The sequence below is a fragment of the Filifactor alocis ATCC 35896 genome, from assembly GCF_000163895.2.
Lineage (GTDB): Bacteria > Bacillota > Clostridia > Peptostreptococcales > Filifactoraceae > Filifactor > Filifactor alocis.
Genome location: NC_016630.1, coordinates 423598 through 440713 on the forward strand (window position 1 = coordinate 423598; position 17116 = coordinate 440713).

General features: G+C 39.1%; 19 protein-coding genes. 3 read left to right on the forward strand and 16 right to left on the reverse strand.

Features of this window, described 5'->3' with window-relative positions; all coding sequences use genetic code 11:
- Positions 1-232 precede the first annotated feature (232 nt).
- From HMPREF0389_RS01895 to HMPREF0389_RS01925, 7 genes are all read right to left on the reverse strand, one after another.
- Positions 233-832 carry an MptD family putative ECF transporter S component gene (locus tag HMPREF0389_RS01895; RefSeq protein ID WP_014262050.1) on the reverse strand — a complete coding sequence of 200 codons (600 nt, stop codon included), beginning with the start codon at positions 830-832 and terminating at the stop codon, positions 233-235.
- Positions 822-2309 carry an ABC transporter ATP-binding protein gene (locus HMPREF0389_RS01900; RefSeq protein ID WP_014262051.1) on the reverse strand — a complete coding sequence of 496 codons (1488 nt, stop codon included), beginning with the start codon at positions 2307-2309 and terminating at the stop codon, positions 822-824. Before HMPREF0389_RS01900 ends, HMPREF0389_RS01895 begins: the two co-directional genes overlap by 11 nt.
- Positions 2302-3006 carry an energy-coupling factor transporter transmembrane component T gene (locus HMPREF0389_RS01905; RefSeq protein ID WP_014262052.1) on the reverse strand — a complete coding sequence of 235 codons (705 nt, stop codon included), beginning with the start codon at positions 3004-3006 and terminating at the stop codon, positions 2302-2304. Before HMPREF0389_RS01905 ends, HMPREF0389_RS01900 begins: the two co-directional genes overlap by 8 nt.
- Positions 2999-4738, reverse strand: coding sequence for an ABC transporter ATP-binding protein (locus tag HMPREF0389_RS01910; protein WP_014262053.1), 1740 nt, complete (start codon positions 4736-4738; stop codon positions 2999-3001). The genes HMPREF0389_RS01905 and HMPREF0389_RS01910 overlap by 8 nt, the downstream gene beginning before the upstream one ends.
- A complete protein-coding gene (locus HMPREF0389_RS01915; RefSeq protein ID WP_156775227.1) occupies positions 4731-6476 on the reverse strand; it encodes an ABC transporter ATP-binding protein in 1746 nt (581 codons plus the stop codon). The genes HMPREF0389_RS01910 and HMPREF0389_RS01915 overlap by 8 nt, the downstream gene beginning before the upstream one ends.
- A gap of 129 nt (positions 6477-6605) precedes the next feature.
- Positions 6606-7586, reverse strand: a complete 981-nt coding sequence (locus HMPREF0389_RS01920) for a helix-turn-helix domain-containing protein (protein WP_014262055.1) — start codon at positions 7584-7586, stop codon at positions 6606-6608.
- 343 nt (positions 7587-7929) lie between these two features.
- On the reverse strand, positions 7930-9012 hold the full coding sequence (locus HMPREF0389_RS01925) for an IS30 family transposase (RefSeq protein WP_049770186.1): 1083 nt from the start codon (positions 9010-9012) through the stop codon (positions 7930-7932).
- 231 nt (positions 9013-9243) lie between these two features.
- Here HMPREF0389_RS01925 and HMPREF0389_RS08850 point away from each other — a divergent pair, with 231 nt between their 5' ends.
- Complete coding sequence (locus HMPREF0389_RS08850) at positions 9244-10305, forward strand: transposase (RefSeq protein ID WP_242821721.1); 1062 nt, start codon at positions 9244-9246, stop codon at positions 10303-10305.
- A 699-nt stretch (positions 10306-11004) separates the two neighbouring features.
- Here the strand turns inward: HMPREF0389_RS08850 and HMPREF0389_RS01940 are convergent.
- The 6 genes from HMPREF0389_RS01940 to HMPREF0389_RS09070 all read right to left on the reverse strand — a co-directional run bounded on the left by HMPREF0389_RS01940 (position 11005) and on the right by HMPREF0389_RS09070 (position 15331).
- Positions 11005-12402, reverse strand: coding sequence for a relaxase/mobilization nuclease domain-containing protein (locus tag HMPREF0389_RS01940; protein ID WP_014262057.1), 1398 nt, complete (start codon positions 12400-12402; stop codon positions 11005-11007).
- A 74-nt stretch (positions 12403-12476) separates the two neighbouring features.
- Complete coding sequence (locus HMPREF0389_RS01945; RefSeq protein ID WP_014262058.1) at positions 12477-12758, reverse strand: CD1845 family protein; 282 nt, start codon at positions 12756-12758, stop codon at positions 12477-12479.
- A 69-nt stretch (positions 12759-12827) separates the two neighbouring features.
- Complete coding sequence (locus HMPREF0389_RS01950; protein ID WP_014262059.1) at positions 12828-13169, reverse strand: plasmid mobilization protein; 342 nt, start codon at positions 13167-13169, stop codon at positions 12828-12830.
- A 40-nt stretch (positions 13170-13209) separates the two neighbouring features.
- Positions 13210-14634: an antirestriction protein ArdA gene (locus HMPREF0389_RS01955; RefSeq protein WP_242821729.1), complete on the reverse strand. Its 1425-nt coding sequence runs from the start codon at positions 14632-14634 to the stop codon at positions 13210-13212.
- Positions 14631-15161 carry a JAB domain-containing protein gene (locus HMPREF0389_RS01960; RefSeq protein ID WP_014262061.1) on the reverse strand — a complete coding sequence of 177 codons (531 nt, stop codon included), beginning with the start codon at positions 15159-15161 and terminating at the stop codon, positions 14631-14633. The genes HMPREF0389_RS01955 and HMPREF0389_RS01960 overlap by 4 nt, the downstream gene beginning before the upstream one ends.
- The gene (locus tag HMPREF0389_RS09070) at positions 15158-15331 is read right to left on the reverse strand and encodes a hypothetical protein (protein ID WP_009531054.1); all 174 of its coding nucleotides are present in this window, start codon (positions 15329-15331) and stop codon (positions 15158-15160) included. Before HMPREF0389_RS09070 ends, HMPREF0389_RS01960 begins: the two co-directional genes overlap by 4 nt.
- 90 nt (positions 15332-15421) lie before the next feature.
- On the opposite strand from HMPREF0389_RS09070, the gene HMPREF0389_RS01965 reads away from it, so the two are divergent.
- Both HMPREF0389_RS01965 and HMPREF0389_RS01970 read left to right on the forward strand, forming a co-directional pair.
- Positions 15422-15709 carry a type II toxin-antitoxin system RelB/DinJ family antitoxin gene (locus tag HMPREF0389_RS01965; RefSeq protein ID WP_014262062.1) on the forward strand — a complete coding sequence of 96 codons (288 nt, stop codon included), beginning with the start codon at positions 15422-15424 and terminating at the stop codon, positions 15707-15709.
- A complete protein-coding gene (locus tag HMPREF0389_RS01970) occupies positions 15709-15987 on the forward strand; it encodes a type II toxin-antitoxin system YafQ family toxin (protein WP_014262063.1) in 279 nt (92 codons plus the stop codon). The genes HMPREF0389_RS01965 and HMPREF0389_RS01970 overlap by 1 nt, the downstream gene beginning before the upstream one ends.
- Positions 15988-16020: 33 nt before the next feature.
- On the opposite strand, the gene HMPREF0389_RS08985 is transcribed toward HMPREF0389_RS01970, so the two are convergent.
- From HMPREF0389_RS08985 to HMPREF0389_RS01980, 3 genes are read right to left on the reverse strand one after another with little or no spacing between them, the layout of a single operon-like run.
- Complete coding sequence (locus tag HMPREF0389_RS08985) at positions 16021-16182, reverse strand: hypothetical protein (protein WP_156775228.1); 162 nt, start codon at positions 16180-16182, stop codon at positions 16021-16023.
- A complete protein-coding gene (locus tag HMPREF0389_RS01975; protein WP_014262064.1) occupies positions 16182-16868 on the reverse strand; it encodes a DUF4366 domain-containing protein in 687 nt (228 codons plus the stop codon). Before HMPREF0389_RS01975 ends, HMPREF0389_RS08985 begins: the two co-directional genes overlap by 1 nt.
- On the reverse strand, positions 16858-17097 hold the full coding sequence (locus tag HMPREF0389_RS01980; protein ID WP_014262065.1) for a DUF4315 family protein: 240 nt from the start codon (positions 17095-17097) through the stop codon (positions 16858-16860). The genes HMPREF0389_RS01975 and HMPREF0389_RS01980 overlap by 11 nt, the downstream gene beginning before the upstream one ends.
- Between the last annotated feature and the right edge of the window lie 19 nt (positions 17098-17116).

A 17116-nucleotide genomic window follows, 5' to 3' on the forward strand; every position in this document is an offset into this window, starting at 1 on the left:
GCTAAATTTATATATTTTGCATATCACAACATTCTCACTCCTTCTAAAGAAAAAAATCATCCCATTTCAAATATACATAATAAATAGGGTAAAAAGCTGATAAGAACTTTTACATCAAGTAAATGGTATTGAAAGAAAAGAAAAAATATACGGCAATTCTCTGCGTTTTAAATATTTTATTAATTTCAGACAATATTCAATACACATTCACTGTGAAACTAAACGCAACTTATCAAAGGACGCCAGCTTTTTCAAAATGCTTTTTCAGCAGAATTTTTCCGATATAAGCACCGATTATACCACAGAACGCAGAAAGTAGGCACAGTCCGGCAAGGCTGAGTGGTGTCACCAATTCGATTATTTTGCTGATATAACTTTCGCCATACATGGCAAATGCTTCTGCAAATGCATCTTTCAAAAGTACAACAGAAATAAAAGCAACCAGCGTCAACCCGCAAGTATAAACGGCATGTGCCATCGCCATCCCTCGAAAACTTTTCCGACCCAGTGCTCCGTAAAGAAGCTCGCCAATCAATCCACAAAAAAGCATTGTAATCACATCCAACGGAAGTCTCCCCATAATCCAAAAGAATACAGCAACTACTGTGGAGGCAAGGAAAAAGGTTCCCTTTTTTGGAGCTTTTGACAAAAGCAACATCATAACGATCCCTGCCGGGATTCCTGAAATAGCCGGTGCAAACAAATAAGTAACCGGATTCATGCCTAAAATCAAAACCACTACAAACATACAAGCATAAAGCAGAATTGCCATTACACCAATCAAGATGAGATCCTTGACTTCTAATTTTTCTTTTTTTACATCATTGTTCATTATTCTTGCTCCTTTCAGAAAATAAAATTTGATAAATCTGCTCTCGATTTTCCTTACAAAACGGAATTATGGTAGGAGCTCTGCAACGTTCTAGATGTAATAAACAATCAGCGGTTTCAAGGAGAAATTCTGCGTCGTGGGAAATAACCAATACGGTTTTTCCTTGTTTTGTCAAGTCTTTTAGAAGTTTAGAGACACGCAACATATTTCTCCCATCCAACCCACTGGTAGGTTCATCGAACAGTATGATTTCTGAGTCTTTCATTAGTGCGACAGCAATAGTGACACGTTGCTTTTCACCACCGGATAAGCTCCCCGGATGACGATCTTTGTATAAAAGGATTCCCAGCCGATCCAATATCTGTATAGCTGCCTCGTTTGTCTCTTTGTCGTCCTCCTTTCCAGCAACCAGCTCTCCTAACACACTATCAGAGAAAAGCTGATAGTCTGCATCCTGCATAACATAGTACGATTTATGAATTCGATCCCTTTTGTTGCATTTTTTTCCATTGAAGAGAATATCGCCTCTTTGTGGTTGCTCCAGCCCGACGCATAACCTTGCCAAGGTGCTTTTACCGATACCGTTTTCCCCAACAATCCCGATTACCTCACCGGACGGTATGGAGAAGTCCAGTTCATTAAAAATAGGAGCCTCTTTATGATAGTGGAATGAAATTTGTTTCCCTTTTACCTTTTCGATAAAATCCGATTGAACAGTTTTTTTCATTTCCTTCCAGTAAGGGGAAACACACCGCAATCCAAGGTGTCTGCTTTCGTCGATTTTCATGCACTGAAACTCGTTTGCGGACAATTCTATGCGTTTTCTTCCGTTCTCCAAATATATCATCCGATCACAAAGTCCTGCTAGCCAATAAATCTTATGTTCGGAAATAAGGATTGTAGTACCTTTACTTTTCAGATTCAAAAGGATTTGCTTCAGACGTTCGGTTGCTTCCTTGTCGAGATTTGCTGACGGTTCATCTAGAACAAGAATTTTTGGATGTAGTGCACAAGCGGAGGCAATCGCAACACTTTGCTTCTGACCACTGGAAAGCTCTGTAACCTTTCTCTCTAACAAATGCGTGGCGCCTGTAAGGCTTGCGGCAGACAATACCCTTTCCTGAATTTCGGCTTGTGCAAGTCCGAGATTTTCACAAGGGAAAGCAATTTCCGAATCTACATCCAGCGTGAAAAACTGCGACCTGGGATCTTGAAAAACGGAACCTGTTAATGATGCAATTTCTTTCATACTCAGATCAGAAATTTCTTTTCCATTAAGAAAGATTTCTCCCTGCATTTCACAGGAATAGAAGTTTGGAAGAAGTCCGTTTAGACACCGTGTCACAGTTGTTTTCCCACAGCCAGAAGAACCTGTCAGCAGGATACACTCACCATCTTTTACGGACAATGAAAACTGATATAAGCTTTCTGCTTCCGCCCCAGCGTATTTCACGCTTAAATTCTTTATCTCAAGCAATATAACCACCTCCCCATATCCAAAGTAGAACATCCCAGAAGATGATGACTGCAAATAAAATATAGTCCAAAGGTCGCAAAACAACCGGAACAAGTGTTCCGCGACTACCTGCAAGGCTGTAGCCTCTGCAAAGTGCCGACTGTGACAGCTCATCACTTACTTTCAAGCTCCGCATCAAAATCGGAATCAAATAGTTTTCCATCGACTGAACCGGATGCAAAAAAGAGGGCTTCATATCCCTTAGCAGTAAACTTTCTCGTATACTGCCCACTTCCATTTTCAAAGTTGGAAAATAGCGAAATGCCACGGCAAGCGGCAGAATCAATTTTCTTGAAAGTCGCATATTGGATAATGCCGTAAGCAATTCGCTCAGTTTTATGGCTTTTGCAATGATTAGTCCGCACAACAGAGGCGGCTCATACAGAAGTATGATTATTTTAATCATGGAGAAAGTTGCCCCTACGATAGGTAGTTTAAAATGTTCTGCAATCAACTCCCAAACAATGATTGCTATATAGGGAAGAGCTGCCTTTAATGCAACTTTTTTGGATCCAAGACAGAACAGTGCCGCCAACAATACCATTCCAATTGCATAAATTGGAAAAAGAACACGTTTGGGCATCATAAACGCAAGCATACTTGAGGTAGCAGTAAACAAAATCCATACGCGGGGATCCGGCTTTCGTGCTTTAAACATGGAGCTTCCACCTTTTCATTGTATGTTCTTTTTCCCACATATCCATATAAAGTCCCTCTTTTGTCAGCAAGTCGTCATGAGTGCCTAACTCTACTATTTTCCCATTGTCCATCACGATGATCTGATCTGCAAAGCGAATGTAGGAGAGAGTATGAGCAATCATAACGACCGTTTTTCCTTTTGTCAGTATGTCCAGTCCCTTTTGAATTTCCAAAGCGTTTTCGGAATCTATACTGGAAAGCGCCTCGTCCATCAAAATAATCGGAGCATCCTTCAAGATAGCTCGTGCAATTGATATCCGCTGTCTTTCTCCTCCGGACAAAGTGTTTCCACCTGATCCGACCAAAGTATTATAGCCTTCTGGCAATGCCATAATAAAATCGTGGCAGCAAGCAGCCTTTGCCGCAGCAATCATTTCCTCCTGCGTGGCATTCGGTCTTCCCATGCGGATGTTATCCGCAACCGTACCTGAAAAAAGATAAACATCCTGAAAAACGACAGAAAGATGATTCAGCAGTTCCATATATGGGGTGTCTCTAACATCCGTTCCACCGATTCTAATTGTACCGTTTTTCACATCCCAAAACCGTGCTAGTAAAAGAAGAAGTGTCGTTTTACCACTTCCAGATGATCCAACCAGCGCTGTAAACGAGTGTTCAGGAATTATGGAAGTGATGTCTTCCACAGCATATTCCGTTTCATTGTCATATGTGAAAGAAACTTGTTCTGCCTTCAGTTCACAAGAGGATATCGTTCCGCTATCTCCGTTGGGAAGCGACTCCTTCTCCTGCAATTCTTTGATATGATCCAAGCTGATGTCCATTAGATTTAAAGTTCCAAAATCAAGGAGCATCGATTCTACCGGCTGATAATAACTTGCACTGATAATAGCAAAGAACAAAAATACAGGGAGAGATGTTATCTCTGCAAAGTAGAAAAAGAGACCACATACGAAAATTAACGCCATTCCTAATCGCACAAAGAGCTGAAACCACATCATTGGCACCTGAACTTTCAGCTCATAGTTCTCCGAAGCATCTCTATATCTTTGTAGGTCTTTGTCCATTTTATTAAAAATGAGGTTTGTCATTTGGTAGGATCGGATTGTTTCCATCCCGGAGAGATATTCCAACATGCTTCCGATACAGTTTTGACTTTCTGTCTGTCGATGTTTTCCATAACGAACAAATTTTTTTCTGCTGTCTCGATATACAAACCAAGCAGGAATGAACCCCACCATTGCGCATAGTGCCAGACGCCAATCCGCAATTAGCATCACGATGGATGTGCAAATTACAACGGTAAGGCCTGCAACAAAGCCGGACAGTGTACTGATGCAATACATCTCTACAAAGCTCATATCGTTTGTGAAAACGGAAGCCAACTTTCCTACACCTTCTCTTTGAAAATCTCCCAAAGGAAGCGTTGTAAGTCGGTTTGTTTCTTTTATACGGAGGTCACACATCATTTCATAACCCGCCGAAGATTGCAAACTGTTTACAGCATACTCAAACATATACCGCAAAATTAGCAGTGTAGCTAAAGTTCCACTGTAAATCATAAGTTTACGGCTTTCAAAGGCATTAGAGATCAAATCGTTCAAAGCAAAAAGGAGTGTAATATAGGTTCCGCCAACACAAAATGCTTTCAATATGTTGAATAACACAGCTGTAATCAATGCAGATTTTTTTTGACCTGCAATCTGTAAAATTCGTTTGATTCGCTTAAACATGTTCTTCTCTCCCAGCAAACCAGCGTTCAGACATGAGAAAAGCTTGCCACATATCAGAGTACGCCGTTGAATGATTTAACAAATCGTCATGTGTACCGTGAGCAACCAAACATCCGTCTTTGATTAAGAGAATCTGATCTGCATCGGCAACAGAAGAAAGACGGTGAGCAATGACAATTACAGTTTTTCCTTTAGCAAGAGCAGAAAGTGCTTTTTGTAATTCTGCTTCATTGTCGGGATCGCAGTAAGCGGTTGCTTCATCAAGAACTAGAATAGGTGCGTTTTTCAGTATTGCACGTGCAAGAGAAATGCGCTGTTTTTCACCGCCTGATAAGGAAATTTCCTTTCCCAGTTTTGTATCATAGCCATCCGGTAATGATACAATAAAATCATGACAACAAGCAGCTTGAGACGCCTTCACGACCTCATCAAAAGATGCATTTGGATTTCCAAGTTGTATATTTTCATGGATAGACATTTCAAAGATAGTAATATCCTGTGTTACAAAAGAAATTATTTGAGTGAGTTGTTCCTTCGGTATCTTACGAATATCAATACCTCCAATGCGCACCTCTCCACCTTTTGCATCCCAGAAGCGGTCGATAAGTTTTGCGATTGTGCTTTTACCGCTACCGGACGGACCTACAAGAGCTGTTACTTTATTTTCAGTTGCCTGAAACGATATACTATGCAGTACTTCCTTTTCACCATATGCAAAAGAAACCTTTTCAAAGGTAATGGAATAATCGTTCAATTCTTTAAAATCACTGGGGGCCTCCAGTTCCGGCAAAATCATTAAACCATTCAACCGATCTGCAATCTGTGCGTTTAAGTGCAGCATATCTGTATAAATCGCAATCTTAGATAAGGGAGTTGCAAAGCAAAGAGCGACAAACAAATATAAAAGAAGACGGGAAAGCTGAAAAGCTCCTTGCAAGTACAAATATCCTGCAACTGGAAACACAAAAACGATACTGGAGTTCATGACGATGGTGTTAATTGTCATCTGATGCCTGGAATCTTTAAACCACTTCACCATGAAATGCCGATAATTATTTGTTGCCTGTTCAAATTTGGAATATGTTTTTTCTTCCACTGAGAATATTCTTAGTTCTTTAATTCCATGAATAAACTCAATCATAGCTGTATTCATCGCTTGTGAAGTTTGAAACATACCTGGAAAGTTTTTATTTTGTAGTTTTCCAATGGAACGCAGACAAAGAGCAAAAATGATAATGGTTATAAAAAGGGCAAGTGCAATGCGAATATCCAAAACAATTATGCACATTCCCATGACGATTGGAATGAAGATGCCTCCCAATATTTCAGGAAAGTGATGACCATAAAACATTTCAAGCTGCTCTACATCATCAAACAGCATACTTTTTAACTTACCGATCGGGTTCTCGTCCATGTATCCTTGATTGATCTGTGACAGTTTTTGCAAAATCTGAAGCCGGATTTCATACAGAGCATCAAACGCAGTACGATGTGAAAGCCGAGTTGATACCATGTGAAATAAAACTTGAAGAAAAATCCCTGAAACAGAGACACAAATCCCTGGCAAGCACCCATAAAAATTTCTTCCGTCCAAAATAGCATCCAGGATTAGATACAGACCGAACATCGGAAAGACACTGAAAGTGGCAGACAAGATAGCAAAGAAGCCGGACAAGCAGAGCTGTTTCTGGCCTTTTAGACTCAAAAATCGAAATAAGGTTCTAATTCCATTTTTCAAAGAAATAAATCCTCCTCTCAAAAAAAATAATCCTGCAATTAGCTTCGGCTAACTACAAGATTATTATAACTTTGCTTTTATGCAAAAGTATCTTTCGATTGGGTGAAAGATTATCTGAAAAAGATTTTTTTAAAAGCCATTTTTTCGTACATCAGATGGAGTTACTCCAAACTCCTCTTTGAATGCAACACCAAATTGACTTTGGCTAATATACCCTGATTGATAAGCGACATCTAAAATAGTCAATTCAGTATTTAGCAAAAGATCTCGGGCATGCTGCAACTTCGCTTTTTTATGATATCCATATATGGTGGTACCATATAGCAACTTAAAACCTTTTTTCAACTTTGTAATGTTGAGACCAAGTTCCCTTGAAAGTTCTGAAATAGTAGGAGGATTTAGAAAATCTTCTGTCATGCGTGAAGGAATTTTTTTGATCTGCTCTTTTTCAAAGGCATCTATGTCTAACTGTTCTTCTCTCAATCCCGCTTCACAGATATAAGAGATAATCTCTGAGATGCGACTCTCGATGAACAGGCATTTTGCATTTTTGTCTTTTATGGCACAGCTTTGAATTTGAAAAAAGGCATTTCGTACCTGTGGCAAAAACTCCTGATTAAAAAAAAATTGTTCATCTCTGTCGTCTCCATTTAATGCAGTATTCCACAATTTAAAACCGACACTTCCAAAATAATGACAGCAGGCTTCTTTTGAAAATGCAAAGGCAAGATTAACATACTGAATGCCTTTTGGGATTTTCAGGATACCCTTTGCTGTTTCTTTTGACATAGTAGCCATAGAAAGCGTCATTGTGTTGGGAGAAATATCCTTTTTGTTCTTCCCTTCTATCAATACGGAATTGCCCTTTACGCAATAAGCGATTTCAAAATGATCGCGAGGCAACTCATATATGATTTCAACAGTTTCAGAAAAGCAGATATCGAACATTAAAAAACTAGAATATTCAGAGATATGAAAAAAAGTAACTGTTCCGTTCCCCCAAGAAGGGGCTATATGAAAAATAGTTTCCCTGCCATCAGTAATTACAGATGACGAAACCGCTTTGTAAAAATCAATGTAATCCGCTTGAGAATAAACAAAATATTTCATTCAACATGTATACCTCCTTTCGCTCAAACAAAACAAATTAGCTTAAACTAACTTTTAATATATCATTATATATCACTTTTTTTATTTTAGTCAATACATTTTCTTCTTGCTTGAGTTTCCGCAGATTTATCCACAGGTCATCATTTTTAAGGTTCCTTCATCAACAAATTTCAAAAAATAGCAAAAATATAAGGAATCTTATTCCTTTTTGATGTAAAATTAAGCTATCAACCAAAAACCTTACTAAACAAAAAGAAAGGAGATTCCTTATGTCCCATTTTACATCAAACACCTATACTTTGAAAAGAAAAATTTTAGCATTTACCAATAAAATTTCAAAAACTTAAATTGCAATATCAAATTGAACTAATTCCTCATTATCATCTAAAAGTCCTAAGTTATTTAGTTCTTCTATAAAAACTTCTATAGGAGTGCGGTAATTTAGGATTTTTCTTGGCAAATTGTTCATCCAATTCATTATCTTTATATAGTGTTCTTCTTCATAATCATTTAATGATTTTCCTTTCGGTAGAAATCTTCTGATTAGGCTATTGTGCTTTTCATTTGTTCCTCTTTCCTGGGGATTATTGGGATGACAGTAATAGATGTTTCCTATATATGTTTTTTCAAGTTCACATAATTTCGCAAACTCTAAGCCGTTATCACTTGTTATGCTTCTAAATATTTTTTGTGGTTCCTTCAATCTGTTCAATGTGTTCTTTAATGTTTCATTTACTATGGATGCTTTTCTTCTGTTTAATTTTAAGATTAGTTCCATTCGACTTTTTCTTTCTGTTATGGTTATTAATGATGCTTCTTCTTTGTTTTTCTTTGGTATTACTGTATCTATTTCCCAATTTCCAAATGTTTTTCTTGTTTCTATTTCTTGCGGTCTTTCTTCTATACTTTTTCCAAGTTTTCTTTTGTTTTCTTTTACTCGTTTTTTAGCCGGTTTTCTTTTCACTCTTAAGGGCAAATCAATAGATTTTATTCCTATTAGACCTATATCTACATAATTGTATAATGTCTTGGTGCAGACTCTTTGACCTTCATATAGCTTATTTAACTTTGCATATCCACAAATTGCATCTAACGACCATTTTTCTTCATTAAACTTTTGCTTTACAAAGTCTAAATATTTGCTACATTTCAAGGCTTTAAATTTCTTTTTGCAATTTTTTCGATTCTTCTCATATACTAACTTACCTGTATCCGGATAATATACTTGTACATCATGTATTCCTTTTATTTGAGTTACTGTACCTCTTTTTAACTCATTTCTTATGGTGTTGGATGCTCTACGAAGTTCTTTTGCTATTTTGTATGCTGAATATCCTTTATTATGCAGAAGTTGAATTTGTCCTCTTTCGAAATCGTTTAAATGTTTATTTTTTCTTGAATTTGCTGTAGTATTATTATATTCCATAGTCATCACCTTTGGTTTTTTTGTTTTGTGGTGATTCAATTATACCAAACGTGATTTTCTATGGAATTTTTTTAGTTCATTTTCATTTTACAATTAACCAAAATTTCAAAAAATCTCTCTAAGCCCGAAAGAAAGTTTACCGCTGACATTACTTATGGCATGTTAGCTTCCGGAAGTTGTCTGCTCACCGACGTTTGCGACCAGCTTCATGAGCCCTCTAAAAAGATAAATGTGGTTGACCGTTTATCCCGACATCTGGAAAAAGGAACTCCGATACCTTCTCTTTCTGCCTATCTACAGCAGATTAAAAAATGGGTGCCGACTCATCCTGTCATTCACATCGATGACACTGATGTGGTTAAGCCAGACGGCTACAAATTCGAGGCTCTCGGAATTGTTCGCGATGGCTCGGAAAGCACTTCCGCAAAAAATGTGTATAAAAAAGGCTATCATGTTACAGAAGCCTGCGTTCTCACTTCTTCGAATCATCCGGTCAGCCTTTTTTCTCAAATACATTCTTCTCACGAAAAAGATTATAAATCTGCCAATACCATTACCTTTCAAGCCATAGAACGGGGAGCTGCCCTCTTTGGAAACGCAATCTTTGCTATGGACAGAGGCTACGATGATAATAAGATGTTTTTAAAACTGGATGACCTTAACCAGCACTACGTAATCCGTTTGAAATCCAATCGCAAACTTTTCTACCATCGCAAATGGACAACCGCTACCGAACTTTGTAACCGCAGAAAAGGCAAAATCAAAACAAGTGTGTTTTACAAAGGCAAAAATCAAGAAGCTTACCTTTCCCATGTCAAAGTACAGATTACGGCATCCAAAAACGATATCTATCTAGTGCTTATTTATGGCATTACCGAACATCCGATGATGCTTGCCACTAATATAGAAATCAAGTCCAAAGATGATGTTATTCGGGTAGCCAGAACTTACTTCTCACGCTGGAAAATCGAAGAATATTTCCGCTGCAAAAAGCAGATGTTCCGGTTTGAGAACTTTCGTGTGCGTAAGCTCAAAGCAATCAACGCACTTAACTTTTATATCACCTTATGCATGGCCTTTCTGGCAATGATTTCCATGAAATCCGAAACCAGTGCCCTTAAGGTTTCTATTATACAAACGGCAAATCCTGTAAAGAAAAAGGTTTTCTTCTGCTATTACCGATTAGCAAAAGGCATCTTGGGCATACTTTCTTATGCCAAAGAGGGCGTCAGGCTCTGGTTCCGGACAAAGCGTCCGGCATACCGTCAACTCTGCCTTCCGCTGGTCGCTTAAATAGATAATTGAATCTTCTCCCAAAGCCCGGTTCCGGCGGGGCTTATTCAAGTGCCTCTATTTTCAGCACTGCCATTCTTAAGCTCTCAAAAAAACGGCAGATTGGCACTTTGGAACAGTATATTCTTTTTGAAATTACATTTTGCGGAAACTCAAGATTTTCTTACAAATGTCTAGGGTTGTTTCTTAATTGTCAAGACATATGTTACTGTCTGGCGAATTTTCATTTCTTTCATTATACTTGTTCTCATAGAAAGCCTCTCTCTGATAATTTTGGTTTGTTCTTAAACTTATTTTATCAGATGGCTTTCTATTTTTTCGCTTTTTTGTCACACATGCATTATCACCTAATATTTTTTACAAATGAGTAGCTAAAAATAGTAATTTAAGCATTGTTATCGTTATACTAAAAGAGACTAAGAAAATCAAAAAATATTGATATAAGCTAGTAAACATCAAATGAACATTTCCCATGAAATAATCGTTAAACTCATAATAGATGTAGGTTTTTTTCTATAATTTTTGACAAAAATTGATTTTCCTTTGTTGTAGGAACTAAGAGGCAAATGAAATTGGCAAGCAATGCCGAGCGGTACACACTCGGCTTTTTTGCTTGTTGGTGGTCTGCCCCCAATCCCCCGAAAGAAAAACTTTCAGTTTTTCTTTGACACCTCCTGTGGAGGAACTACGGAAAAATGGCTAACGCTCATTTTCCCTTTCAGGTTGCTCTTTCTGCGGAGGAAAGAGCAGGCGGTCCACATTGGATTTTACGGTTAAAATTTCCTGCATTTCTTTTTTCTTCTTGCGGTAGTCGGAGTAGAGATTTTTCTTTTCGGTAAGGAGTTTTTCATACTCTTTGGAAAGCTCTTTTATAGTCGGGAGTTTCTCTGTGTTGAGAGCGGAAAAGGCTGCTTTTGCTGCCTTGTGAAGCTGTATTTTTTCTTCGTTTTCCGCATAGAATTTTTTGCTGTATCCTGCCTTACGGTAAGCTACATAAACTTCCTTTGTTTTGGCATATTGATAGATGTGTTTCTTCAGGTCCGAGATGTCCTGCATTCTTTTTTCCGCTTGTTTCATCTGAGCGGAGAGAGTATTAAAATCGGAGACCAACTGCTTTGTTTTTTCCTCTAATGCTTCATAATCCGTGAGTTTGTTTTCCATTAAATAACTCAATGTTTTTGCTGCCTGTTTTAAGTTGAATATCTTTGCCCAGTGTTCATATCCGGCGCCTTTCCCGGCTTTGATTTTCTCTTGAATATCAATCAACAGGTCAATCTTATCCTTAGATTCTTGCTTCTGCTTCGGAGAATTTCTTTTCCCTAAAATTCTTTCTTTGATGGCTTCTTCCGTGTAATCTTCTCCAAGGGAATGGTCTTTGCACCTGATAAATTTCTTATCGCCGTTTAATCGAAAAGCAAGGTGTTTTCCGTGTTTGATTTCATAGTCGGCTTCTTCCATCTTTTTTAAAAAATTCTCAAAGGAAGATGGCTTTTGAGCGAGGGTGTCATCAATGGCAGTTTTTAATTTTTCCCGCTTGCTTTGCTTCTTTTTCTCTCCGAGCCATTTTCCGTAATGGCATTTTGTCTCTTTCGGATTTTCTACAATGGAAAGTCCGTTTTCAAGGCAGAGTCGATCGGATAAGTTTCGGACGGCTTTTGTACTGTTCCAAAAGTTTCTGAACTTTCTTTTACAGTCCAAAGACACCGCCGAATATACGATATGATTGTGGATATGAGCCTTATCCGTATGGGTACATACGATAAAAGGATAGTTCTGTTTTGTCCATGAAAGAGCAAGCTCATACCCGATACGGTTTGCTTCCTCCGGTGTGATTTCACCCGGTTTGAATGCCTGTCTGATCTGATAGGCAAGTACATCATTTTTTCGGTTCTGCCTGCGTCCGGTTTTATGATGATACTGATTTTTAAGGAGTAAAAATTCCGCATCAATGGTGGCAATATCGCATTCATAAGCAGAGATGAATTCGCCTTGCTGCGTCTTATCCGGATTTTTTACATAGTCGGTTCGGTCCCGGATAGACTGTGCAATACTTTTTCCTTTTCCGATGTGCATCGGGATGATTCGTGTTGTCGCCATCGTTTCCTCCTTTTCTAAAAAAATAACGGCGGCACAAAGGAAAATTCCCTCATGCCGCCGCAAGTATGTTATTCCTAAAGTTCTCGTATCATTTCTTTTAAGTCATCCAGCTTTTCTACCATCCAAAGAGCAAGAGCGGGGAGACCGAACGGACTGATGAAAAATCCTATGAGAAGAAGTCCGGCAGCAGCTTCCTTTTCACCCATAATGAGATTACCTACTGCAAAGAAAAAGAATAGCCCCGACAAAACGGAAAGCAGAATAGAGGAGAACGTACACAGGAAACGTCCGAACGCCACAATGAAAGATAGTACAAGAACAAGCGGCCATAATAAAAGTTTGAACAGTATTCTCATTTCGTCATCCTCCCTTATTTCTTTTTCTTTTATTATACCGCGCTGTGTATTTTATGTCTGCCGTATTTGCTAAATTTTAGAAAGTTCACTAAGAATTTTTCTTGCCGACCTCCAAAGTAACTCATACCTTTCCTGCATCATTTTAATCTCTCCTCCATAGATATTTCCCGTAGCATTTGCGACTTTTGCAATCTGATTTAAGTTGTTGGTGGCATTTCTTAAAAGCCGAATCATTTCCCGCACTTCCGATAAATCAAGATGAATCAGATAGCCGTCAAGTGCCATTTTCCGAAGATACGCACCTAAGTTTTCAGTAGAAAGCAGCTTCATATTTTCTTCAATCTGTTTTCGTTCTTCCGGGCTTACCATGAAATGAAGCTGGACATTTCGTACTCTGTTTTTCTCTTTCATATACGCACCCTAAGTTCGGCGAGATTGCTAATTCTCATATTCAGCTCCTTTCCGGCTCAATGAGCTTTTTTATTTTGGAAATATCCTGTTTTTTCTCTGCCGCATTCTTTTGAATCATTGCCTCATTCTCTTTCAGGCGTGCAAGAACAGAGGAAGGTTTTTCATGTGTTTTTTCCAGTGCGATGTTGTTGAGCTGTCCGTCAATCATATTGTAGTTTTGTTCTTGCGAAAGTTCCGCCGCTCTCAGATAATTCTCCTTTTTTTCTTTGATAGAAGCGGTGACAGGGATTGCAACGATTTCTCCTCCGATATTTGCGAAGATTTCCGGCGTCTTAAAACGCTCCTGATATTTATTGCAAAGTTCCGTACTTAAAGAAGTAAAACCGTCCTCACTAAGACCTGCAATAAAGAACGGACCGCCTATAATATCGTAAAGATTGCCGGTTTCATCGTAGAGGGCGCGGTTGAGCTCCATCCCGTTGATTTTTCCTTCGTCATTGCAAACAAGGACGACAGGATCATGAAAAGCATATACCGACTCAATCAATCCGCCGACCTGTGCCTGCAAGGAGGAAATATCACTCTTGATTTCCGTTACATACGCCTCCTTTCCGGGTTCTACCATCAGAACGGTAAGTGTGTCCGATTTTTCCGGTTCCGGTTCTTCTATATTTCCCGTGATGAGATATTCTTCCGGTATGTTCTCTCGGTTTCCGTGATAAAACTCTCGAAAGGTATCATAGTTATCTCGGATATAGCCATAGCTTGTAAAACTTCCTCCCTCATCCATGGCAACATCTCTGCCATAAGCGGCATAGTCAAAATAGTTTTTCAGAGGATCCGCTACTTCAAGGATACCGTATTCATCAATATACATTCTTCCCAGATCGTCATAATCTTCGATTCCCGGATAGACTTCATAACGATCGAGATTTTCGGTGAGGTTAATCAAATCTTTTACACTTCCTGCATAGTCGCTGATTTCCATTGCCGCCTCAAAATGTTCTTTTTCACTTTCGGAAAGTTCTTCTATTTTTGAGGCAAGATAGTTTAATTCGTTTAGGGACTCATATTCCCCAAGGACATTGTAGAGATTACTGATTCTGCAATCATAATCACTAATAAAGATCTCCTCATACACGGTTCCAAGTTCATTCTCACTGCCGATTCCGATGCGTTTGAAAACCTCCTGTAGACTTTCACGATCCGTCGGAAAGGCGACCCATTCTCCAACCAACTCTCCCTCGTTGTATTTTCCAAGATTGGTGATAAAGGCTTCAAAGGGTGCATCTGTTACCTCGTAATTCGTTCCCGTTTCTTTGATGGAAGAGGAAACCGATAGAGCACTTTTATTTTCCTTATCCGTTTCTTTTTGTATCTTCTTTCCGTAACGAATTGTCTCCTCCAGCACACCGCTTTCTTTGAACGAATAATAGCGGTCTTTCTCTATCCCGCTGATAATCACATGATCCAAAACCTCAATCCCATGAGTTTTCCGGCTTCTTTCAGCCTGAGGGTAATCGTTTTGTCCTCGCCGCTTGGCGTAAGATCGCCCGATGGGTGATTATGGCAGAGAATAATCGCATTTGCCTTATTGATGACAGCACCTCGAAATATTTCTCTTGGGTGAACAATGGAAGAATTTATCGTGCCTAAGGAAACTTCCTCATAATCGATCACTCTGTTTTTGGTATCGAGGAATACCGCCATCATCGCTTCCTTATCGTGGATATGCTCCATCACGGACTGCATAAAGGAAGTAACCGCTTCCGGTGAGGAGAGGACAGGATTTTCATGATGCAGTTCACTGCTCATACGATATAGATCCACAAAAGCCTTGTGCTTTTCTCTTTGTGTCTTTGTGGTAAGCAGACCTGATGCATTATTGATCAGTGCCAATGTTCCTTTCTTCTGTGCATAGGAAATGGCCGCTTCTTCCTTGACGCCGATAATTTTGGCATACGATTGAATATAACGTGCTTCATTTATCATAAACGTTCCTCCATTTCTTTCGCATTTTCCAAGAGAAGAAAGAGCTGTTCAAGTTTCCAAGCTTCTCTTTTTGTAGCAACATGCTCCTTTGGATGTTCTTTTAAGAGGCGAAGATCTTCCGTATCGACCTCCACATCAATGAGCAGTTTTATCATTTCTTTTGTGTTCATAGCGTTCTCCTTTCAAAAAGTTTCACATTGTATTGTATTTGTTTGCAAAAAGTGATATAATTTCTATAAGAAAGCAGGGAGGTGAAAACCATGGCAAAAACGGCGAATATCAATGTACGTATTGATCCGGAAACAAAAGCAAGTGCGGAACAGTTATTTTCAAGCTTTGGAATTACCGTAACCGATGCCATCAATATTTTTCTTCATAAATCACTGATGGAGGGAGGGCTTCCTTTTGAAATGAAACAGCCTCGTTTCAACTTGGAAACGGAAATGGCGATGGAGGAAGCAAAGCTCATTATGGCAGGAAAAATTCCCGCCAAGCGTTATGCCTCGGTACACGAGTTATTGGATGAGCTGGAAACGGATGGTGAATAATGTTAGAGCTTGTAACCACAGGTGCCTTTCGCAAGGATTTGAAACTTGCCAAAAAGCGAGGCTACGATCTGTCTTTGCTTGAAACGGTACTAAATACTCTTTTAGAAGAAAAAACCTTGGATCAGCGTTATCACGACCATGCTTTAACCGGAAATTATATCGGGTTTCGAGAATGTCATATCCTGCCGGATTGGCTGCTTATTTATGCAGTAAATAAATCACAACTGATCCTCACAGCTTCAAGGACGGGAACGCATTCCGATTTGTTTGGGAGATAGGGTACATCTGTTTTCGCAGATGTACCCTTTACATTAACACCCCTTTCTTTCTTTTTTCTCTTTTAGTGAATCCGAAGCCCTTTTGTCAGATGATTTCTCCTTAAGAGAAGAAACCGCCTTTTTCGGCGGCTCCTTTTGAGGTCTTGGAATTTCCATCATCATTCTTTCGTAGGGACTGTCTGTAAAATACTTCATCACAATTCCTCCTCCTCTGAAAATTCGGATGTTTCTTCCATATCTAAATCCAAGTCCTCGAATTCCTCCTCATGTTCCGTATCTTCCTCTGTTAAAAATTCAATCTCCTCAAAATCATCCGCTGCATCCAGTTCTTGTTTCGGTTTTAATATCTTGAAATAGTAGGCGACGATTCCAACTCCTACGGTGACAAGCAAAAGGATTAAAAACATACCGATATTGCTTTGCTTTTTTTCGGGTTTTTCTTCTTCCACCGGCTTTTCTTCCGGTTTTTCCTCTTTAATTTCCGGTTCCGGTTGTTTGGTTTCCGGTTCCGAAACCTCCGTAATCAGAGGGTTTTCCTTATCTTTTTTGGCGAGAGAGATGAGGTCTTTTTCCGTTACATAATCAAGAAAATACACATTGTTGTCGCTTCTTTGCTTGTCGATAATCAGAAAAAATTGATTGCCCGCCGGAGAGGTAAAGGTATAAAACTCTTTTCCGTCCTTATCGCTTGCCTGATCCACCAAGGTTGCATTTCCATCCGGCGTCAAAGGGTTTTTCTCTTTTTCTGTCATCGGGTTTTCCGTAATTTCTTCGGTTGGCTCCTCGTAATCCGGACCTCCCGCATAGGCGATTTGTGAAAAAGTAAATAGGCTGATAAGCAGCATAAAACCTAAGGTGATTTTCTGAAATTTATTTTTCATGGTCTGATTCCTCCCTTTTTATTTTTGAAAGACCGGAAATTTTATCCGGTCGCTTTAAGAATGTTGCAAGTTCCTCCGGACTCATGTTAAGAGAGCGGACAATGCCTACAATTTGAGTGTTTTCTTCTTCAATACGCTTTGCTTCAAGCTCTTTGACCTTTGTTTGCCACTCTAAAAGACGGCTTCTTGCCTTTTCCAGCTCTTTGTCGATTTTTTCCAGTTTTGTCATCGCTTCTCCTTTCCCGGCA